At 71.6% G+C, this 7,098-nt stretch carries 8 protein-coding genes; 6 read left to right on the top strand and 2 right to left on the bottom strand.

From position 1 onward, the window contains the following. Nucleotides 1-675: 675 nt before the first annotated feature. From JNK30_RS01540 to JNK30_RS01520, 5 genes are all read left to right on the top strand, one after another. Complete coding sequence (locus tag JNK30_RS01540; protein WP_293479523.1) at nt 676-1,314, top strand: glutathione S-transferase family protein; 639 nt, start codon at nt 676-678, stop codon at nt 1,312-1,314. Between the two features lie 190 nt (nt 1,315-1,504). Continuing rightward, complete coding sequence (locus tag JNK30_RS01535; RefSeq protein ID WP_293479522.1) at nt 1,505-1,894, top strand: hypothetical protein; 390 nt, start codon at nt 1,505-1,507, stop codon at nt 1,892-1,894. Next, entirely contained in the window at nt 1,894-2,292 is a 399-nt protein-coding gene (locus JNK30_RS01530; protein WP_293479520.1) for an MAPEG family protein, read from the top strand. The genes JNK30_RS01535 and JNK30_RS01530 overlap by 1 nt, the downstream gene beginning before the upstream one ends. Before the next feature lie 7 nt (nt 2,293-2,299). Next, nucleotides 2,300-3,517: a Na+/H+ antiporter NhaA gene (nhaA, locus tag JNK30_RS01525; RefSeq protein WP_293479519.1), complete on the top strand. Its 1,218-nt coding sequence runs from the start codon at nt 2,300-2,302 to the stop codon at nt 3,515-3,517. 90 nt (nt 3,518-3,607) lie between these two features. Continuing rightward, the gene (locus JNK30_RS01520; RefSeq protein WP_293479518.1) at nt 3,608-4,876 is read left to right on the top strand and encodes a serine hydrolase; all 1,269 of its coding nucleotides are present in this window, start codon (nt 3,608-3,610) and stop codon (nt 4,874-4,876) included. A 131-nt stretch (nt 4,877-5,007) separates the two neighbouring features. On the opposite strand, the gene JNK30_RS01515 is transcribed toward JNK30_RS01520, so the two are convergent. Beyond that, nucleotides 5,008-5,976 (bottom strand): hypothetical protein, encoded by a 969-nt coding sequence (locus JNK30_RS01515; protein WP_293479517.1) that lies wholly within the window; start codon nt 5,974-5,976, stop codon nt 5,008-5,010. 162 nt (nt 5,977-6,138) lie between these two features. Next, a complete protein-coding gene (locus JNK30_RS01510; protein ID WP_293479516.1) occupies nt 6,139-6,369 on the bottom strand; it encodes a hypothetical protein in 231 nt (76 codons plus the stop codon). 32 nt (nt 6,370-6,401) lie between these two features. Between JNK30_RS01510 and JNK30_RS01505 the strand changes: the two genes are divergently transcribed. Next, the gene (locus tag JNK30_RS01505) at nt 6,402-7,094 is read left to right on the top strand and encodes a hypothetical protein (protein ID WP_293479515.1); all 693 of its coding nucleotides are present in this window, start codon (nt 6,402-6,404) and stop codon (nt 7,092-7,094) included. Nucleotides 7,095-7,098 lie beyond the last annotated feature (4 nt).

Below are 7,098 nucleotides of genomic sequence, written 5' to 3'. Positions count from 1 at the left end.
TCTACCGCAACCTCATGAAGCACAACCAGTCGGGCGCGCCGATGACGCGCACGGCGGCGGAGGCCTGGTCCAAGCCTCTTCTCACCTTCCTGCGCACCGACACGCCCCGCAACCGCGAAGCCGTCGAACTCGCCTAGAGCCTGGACGACGACGTGGAGCGGGCGTTCCGAACGTCCGCAAGGGGTGGTTTGCGGACGTTGAACCGGCTTGCCGCCACTCCTAATGTTCCGATATTGTTCCGCCCCTCCTCTCCAGGCGCGGCAGCGCCGTGGGAGAGGCCGGGAGAGGGCGGCGCTGAGCTGCGCGCGCGGCGCCGTCGTTGGACCCGGAGGCGACGCCTGTGAGCAAGGTCGTATCCGTCGGTTCGGCAACGCCGCCGTGCTCCAGGATCTCGACCGGGCAAGCTGGCGCATCCTGAGCGCCTGTCGCGAGTCCGACCCCAGCCGACGTGGGCGTCAAATCGAGCGGCGTCGAGCAGGGACAGGCGCTTTCCGCCCCTGACCTGCGACCTGGTCCCACGCGGCGTCTTCGGCCCGTCCAGCCGCGCCGCCCTCTCCCGACCTCTCCCACAGCGCTGCCGCGCTTGGGAGAGGAGGCCTCGCGATGTTCGTCAGGCTATCGGAGGGTCCTCCGATCCCCTAGCTTGCCCCGCCTGAACGAAACGAGGAGCGCGCGATGCTGACGGTGCATCACCTGGGGATCTCACAGTCCGAGCGGATCGTGTGGCTCTGCGAGGAGCTCGGGATCCCCTACGCGCTGAAGCGCTACGACCGCCGGGCGGACAACCGCCTCGCGCCCGACGACTTCAAGGCGCTGCATCCCATGGGCATCGCCCCCGTCATCACCGACGGCGACCTGGTGCTGGGCGAGAGCGGGGCCATCTGCGACTACATCTGCGGAAAGTACGGCGACGGCCGGCTGTCGCCCGGCCCGGACGACCCGGACTTCGCCGACCACCTCTTCTGGTTCCACTGGTCGAACGGCACCTTCATGGCCACGCTGATGATGCAGCTGGTGCTGGCGGGCGGCGGCGGCGACGCCAACCCGGCGTCCGTCTTCGTCAACGACCGCAGCCGCCGGGGCTGGGAGATGGTCGAGCAGCGGCTGGGCGAGGCGCCCTTCTTCGGCGGCCGCAACCTGACCACGGCGGACATCATGATGGTCTACTGCCTCACCACCAGCCGCGCCTTCCGCGGCCTGTCCATCGACGCCTTCCCCAACATCAAGGCCTACCTCGGCCGCATCGGCGAGCGTCCGGCCTACCGCCGCGCCATGGAGAAGGCCGAGCCGGGCATGGCGCCGATGCTCGCCTGATCCGCCGGCGCGCGTCCGGCGGCCCGGTTTTGCTTGGCCTGGGCGCCGGCCGCCGGTATCTTCGCGCCCAGATATCGGGTCGCACTGCGACCGGGCTGGCGCCGCGGCGGACCATCGCCGCGGACGAACCCAGTCAGGCGTCCGTCGATAACCTGACGCCACGAACGCTAACCCTTCCCGGGAGGCCGCCGTGGCGCGAAGACCTGAACACGATCTCATCGGCAAGACGCGGCTGGGCGCCGCGCTGCGCAGCAACCCCCTGGGCCGGGTCCCGGAGCCCAGCATGGGCGTCCTGGCCCTCGTGCCGCTGGGCGCGCTCGCGCTCTTCGCCGGCGTCGGCTTCCTCGGCCATGGCTGGGCCGAACGCCAGCGGATGGACGCCGTGGCCGCCGCCGTCGAGGCCAGCGGCCAGCCCGGTCCGGTCCGCGTGGAGCCGATCCGCGGCGACGAATGCTGGCGCGCGCGCGAGGGCTTCGCATGGACGACGGCCCAGGCCGCCGGCTGGGCGTGCGCGGGCCCCGGCGGCGAGGTCCGCCTGATGGGCGCCCGCCCCGCCGCCGGGCCCGAGGGCGGCCTCTGATGTCGCTGGAGACCTGGGCGCTGTTCGGCGCGATGGCGCTGGGGCTGGTCCACCTGACCTGCGCGTCGTTCGCGTTCAAGGCGCAGGTGGGCAATGCCTACACCGTCGGCCCGCGGGACGAGGACCTGCGTCCGCGGGGCCTCGCCGCACGGCTCGACCGCGCGCAGCGGAACTTCCTGGAGACTTTTGCGATCTTCGCCGCGGCCGTCCTGCTGCTGGTCGCCCTGGACCGCGACGGCGGCCGGCTCAGCCAGGCGGGCGCCGGCCTCTACCTCGGCGGCCGGATCCTCTTCCTGCCGCTCTACGCCGCCGGGACGCCCTGGCTGCGCACCTTCAGCTGGAACCTCGCGACGCTCGGCCTCGTGCTCGTGATGGCCGCCATCGTCTGGCCGACCTGAGATCCCGATGAACGACGCCCCCGAACCCCTGCGCCACGCCCCTTCGCGCCGCCGGCGCGTGCGCTCGGCCATGCGCGCCTTCATCGAGAACGAGGCCCTCGGCGGGATCGTGCTCATGGCGGCCGCGGCGGCCGGGCTCATCTTCGCCAACTCGCCGCTCGCCCCGTCGTACTTCGGCGCGCTCGCCGCCTACCTCGGCCCCCTGAGCGTCCTGCACTGGATCAACGACGGCCTGATGGCGGTCTTCTTCCTGCTCGTGGGCCTGGAGGTGAAGCGCGAGCTGATCGACGGCCAGCTGTCCACCTGGAGCCGCCGGGCGCTGCCGGGCTTCGCCGCCGTGGGCGGGATGGCCATACCGGCGCTGGTCTACCTGGTCATCGTGCGCGACACGCCCGGGGCGGCCCCCGGCTGGGCGACGCCGGCGGCCACCGACATCGCCTTCACCCTGGGCGTCCTGGCCCTGCTGGGCCGCCGCGTGCCGGTCTCGCTGAAGATCTTCGTCACCGCGCTCGCCATCGTCGACGACCTGGGCGCGGTGGTGATCATCGCGGCCTTCTACACCGCCGAGCTGCACCTTCCGTGGCTGGGCGCGGCCGGGGCGATCCTCGCGCTGCTGGCGATCCTCAACCGGCTGGGCGTGATGCGGCTCTGGCCCTACCTGCTCGCGGGCGTGGTCCTGTGGGTCTGCGTGCTGCAGTCCGGCGTCCACGCCACGCTGGCCGGCGTCGCGCTCGCCTTCACCATCCCCCTGAAGCCGTCACCCGCCCGCCCCGACGTGGCCACCTCGCCGCTGCACATCCTGGAGCACGGGCTGCAGCGCTGGGTGGCGTTCGGCGTGGTGCCCATCTTCGGTTTCGCCAACGCCGGCGTCTCGCTCACCGCGCTGGGCCTCGAGGCCATGCTCGCGCCCGTGACGCTGGGCGTGGCGCTGGGCCTCTTCCTCGGCAAGCAGGTCGGCGTCTTCGCCGCCACCGCCGCGGCCGTGCGCCTGCGCCTCGCCGACCTGCCCGACCACGCCTCCTGGGCCCAGGTCTACGGCGCCAGCATCCTGTGCGGCATCGGCTTCACCATGAGCCTCTTCATCGGCCACCTGGCCTTCCCCGGCTCGCCGCTGCTGCAGGACGAGGTGAAGCTGGGCGTCCTCGCAGGCTCGCTGCTCTCGGCCCTCGTCGGCGCGGGCGTCCTCATCGCCGCCGCCCGGCCGCCGCAGACGGCCCCGGCCTGAGCCGCCGCCGCGCGCGCGATCTTCGACGCAGCGGCTTGCGCGCGCGGGGCGATGGGGCTGGGATGGCGGAGAGCCCGCAAGGACGCCGCCATGCCCGATTCCACCCAAGTCACCCCCTCGGCCGCCCCCACCGCCGCCTCCACCGACCCCGCCGCGCTGGGGGTGATGCAGGGCGTCCCGCCGCCGCCCGAGCGGACCGTGCGCGCGTCCGACGCCACCAGCTGGCGCTTCCCCAACACCCGCTGGAGCTTCAGCCACCAGCGCGAGCTGGGCCCCTCGGCCGCCGTCCGCCGCGGCCCGGGCGCGGCCGCCGCGCTGCCCTGCGCCCTGCGCGACGACCTCGACGCCGTGCCCTTCGTCACCCAGGACGGCCGGCCCATGACCTGGGGCGAGAGCGTGGACGAGACCTTCGCCGACGGCCTCGTCGTGCTCCACCGCGGCGTGGTGGTCTACGAGACCTACCGCGGCGCGCTCAGCCCCGAGCGGCCGCACCTGGCCATGTCGGTGACCAAGTCGTTCTGCGGGCTCCTGGCCGCCATGCTGGCGCACGAGGGCGCGCTGGACCCCGCCGCGCCCGTCACCGACTACGTCCCCGAGCTCGCCGGCACGGCCTTCGGCGACGCCACGGTGCGCCACGTCATGGATATGACCACCGGCGTCCGCTACCGCGAGGACTACGTCGATCCCGACGCCGAGGTGCGCTTCTACGGCGTCGCCGCCGGCTGGTCCCGGCCGCCCCCCGGCTACGCCGGCCCCGCCACCATCTTCGACTTCCTGAGGACGCTGAAGAAGGAGGGCGAGCACGGCCAGGCCTTCGCCTACAAGACCTGCAACACCGAGGTGCTGGGCTGGATCGTCCAGCGCGTGGCCGGCCAGGCGTTCGCCGACCTCCTGTCCGAGCGCATCTGGCGGCGGCTGGGCGCCGAGGAGGACGGCTACGTCATGGTCGACGGCACGGGCTTCGCCCTCTGCGGCGCCGGCCTCAACGTCACCACCCGCGACCTGGCCCGCTTCGGCGAGATGATGCGCTGCGGCGGCGCCTTCAACGGCCAGCAAATCGTGCCCCGGGCGGTCGTCGACGACATCGCCGCCGGCGCGCGCACCCAGGACTTCGCCAAGGCCGGCTACGTCACCCTCCCGGGCTGGAGCTACCGCAACCAGTGGTGGGTCAGCCACAACCGCTTCGGCGCCTACACCGCCCGCGGCATCCACGGCCAGGTCTGCTACGTCGCCCCGGGCGCCGAGATGGTCGTCGCCCGCTTCGCCTCGCACCCCACGGCCGCCAACGGCAACGGCCCGCTGGATCGCATCTCCCTGCCCGCCTACGAGGCCCTCGCCGCCCACCTCTCCGCGGGCTAGGCGCGTGAGGCGGACTCCCTGAAGGTCCGCAACGACCGGCGAGCGCCGGGACCCAGATCCAGGTCCGAACGCCCGCCCGGAAGGGCGCCGGGCCCCACGGAACCCGCTCCCGAACCCCGGATGAGCCGCGCTCACTCCGCCCGGCCGCCCTTCTTCCGCCGCGACCACGTCCGCGCCTGGCGATAGCCGGGCCGGTGCTCCAGCCGCGCCCACTTGGTGGTCCACGGCTTGCGCCGCCGCCGCATCTCGACCAGCCCGTGGCCCTCCTCCAGCACGTCCTCCTCGATGGTCACGATCTTGTCCATCAGGCGCATCGCCCGCTCGTCGCACGCCGCCAGGATGCGCGTGCGGAACGCCTCGCAGTCGCGCATCCAGCGCCACAGGGTCATCCGCGACGGCGCCTTGCCCGACGCCGCCAGCGCGTGCAGCGACGCGCCGGCCTCGATCTTCGCCACCAGCCGGTCCGCCCATGACAGGGCGCGCGCCTGGGTCCGCGCCCGCGCCCCCACCTTCATGGCGAAGGCCAGCCCCATCCGGAACTCCTCGTCCTCGCGCCGCCACCGCGCCACTACCGTCTTCTCCGGCGCGCCGGGAACCTTGGCCAGCGCCTGCGCCAGCGTCGCCCCGCGCCCCACGGCCACGATGATCCGGTCGGCGAAGAACCGGTCGAACGGCCGGTGCGCCGCCTTCCCGTTGGCCCGCGCCCGCTCGCGCCGCCGCTCGCGCGCCAGCCGCCACAGCTCGTACTGGAAGTCCGGCTGGGTCGCCCGCCAGTAGCGCACCGTCGCCGGCGACGGCGCCCCCGGCGCCCGCAGCGCCGCCGCCAGCGACGCCCCGGCCCGCACCCGCGCCAGCACCGCCTCGGCCCGCGCCTCGTCCCAGCCATAGCGCCGCAGCGACCGCCCCCGCGCCAGCGCCGCACGCATCTCCGCGTCGAACCCCTCGCAGGCCCGCCGCCAGAATTGCACCGCCCGCAGCGACGGCATGTCCGCCTCGGCGCACACCCCCGCCAGCGTCTCCCCCGCCGCCACCCGCCGCACGATCTCCGCCTGCACCTCGCGCCGCCGCGCCCGGAAACTGTAGCTGTGGTTCCGCCTCATGCGCGGCAGTGTGGCGACTACCTGCGCCAGAAGCGGACGTGTGGGGGGTGGGGGCGCCGGAGGCGGGGCGGAGGTTCTGAAGTTGACTCGTAGGCAGCGTTCAGCAGGTCCGCATGGGGTGCGGGATGTTTGCGCGACAAACCGCCAAAGGAAGCCTGAGAGCTACGTCGCCCTAGCGGCAGACAAGAGCGAGTATAGATGGCGAGCGGCTTCTTCCGAGCCCACCTCAGCCAAGATCGTCAGGCCTTCTGCGGTCTCGTCCCGTTCGTAGAGGTAGTATCCGAATCCGTCCCCAGCGCGCTCACCATCCGCCAACAGTTCTTCGCGGGTGAGCGGACTTATGCACAGGGCGCGGCGATTTCCGACAGCTATGGTAAAATAGAAGTCGCTCATCGGAAATACTCCCCGGAACGAGAATCATTAACATGTACGAACAAAAGATTTACGAAGACCCGCGCATCAGCTTGAACAAGCTTGGCGAGTACTTGACCTGCGTGAAAGCGTCTCGGCGCGAGAAAATCCTGCAAGATGCGAAGTATCCGCCGACGTTTCAGGTGATTCGCTATGAGCCGGCGCGGCTGATCATTCAGCGCTATCTCTGCGGTAAGGTCCCGACTATTGCCGCGCTTGCGGACGAGGTCGCTGACTACGCGATGACGCCGACCAAAGACGATTTCGAAGCGCGGATGAAGAAGTCGAATCTGGAAGCCCTGAAGCTTTTCTTGGAAATGGCTCCCGCCTTGAACTTTGCCGGCGCGAAAATCACCATCGGAGCGCATACCGAGCCTCGTCGGCCGATTAGGGGCGTAGGCGTGAGCATGCGCCCCGATCTGCACCTCACGCGCGGGGGCGGCAACGAGCCGATTCGGCGCGGCGCTATCAAGCTCAACCTGTCCAAGACGGGCGTTCATAGTAAGGAGGCGGCAGAGTACGTCGGGGCGCTGCTGCGGACGCACATTGAGGAAAGCTACGCGCCAGGCGAATGCGATCATGAGATGTGCTTTACCCTGGACGTGTTCTCCCAGAAGCTGCTGGCTTCGCCGAAGGCCGTCGTCAACCGCCTGAAGGACGTTGAGGCCGGATGCGCCGAGATTGCACGGCAATGGGCCGACATCTAGGCGG

This window comes from Phenylobacterium sp., assembly GCF_016793225.1.
Taxonomy (GTDB): Bacteria; Pseudomonadota; Alphaproteobacteria; order Caulobacterales; family Caulobacteraceae; genus Phenylobacterium.
Note: the sequence above shows the minus strand (reverse complement) of the source record. Positions and strands in the feature narration are given on the sequence as shown.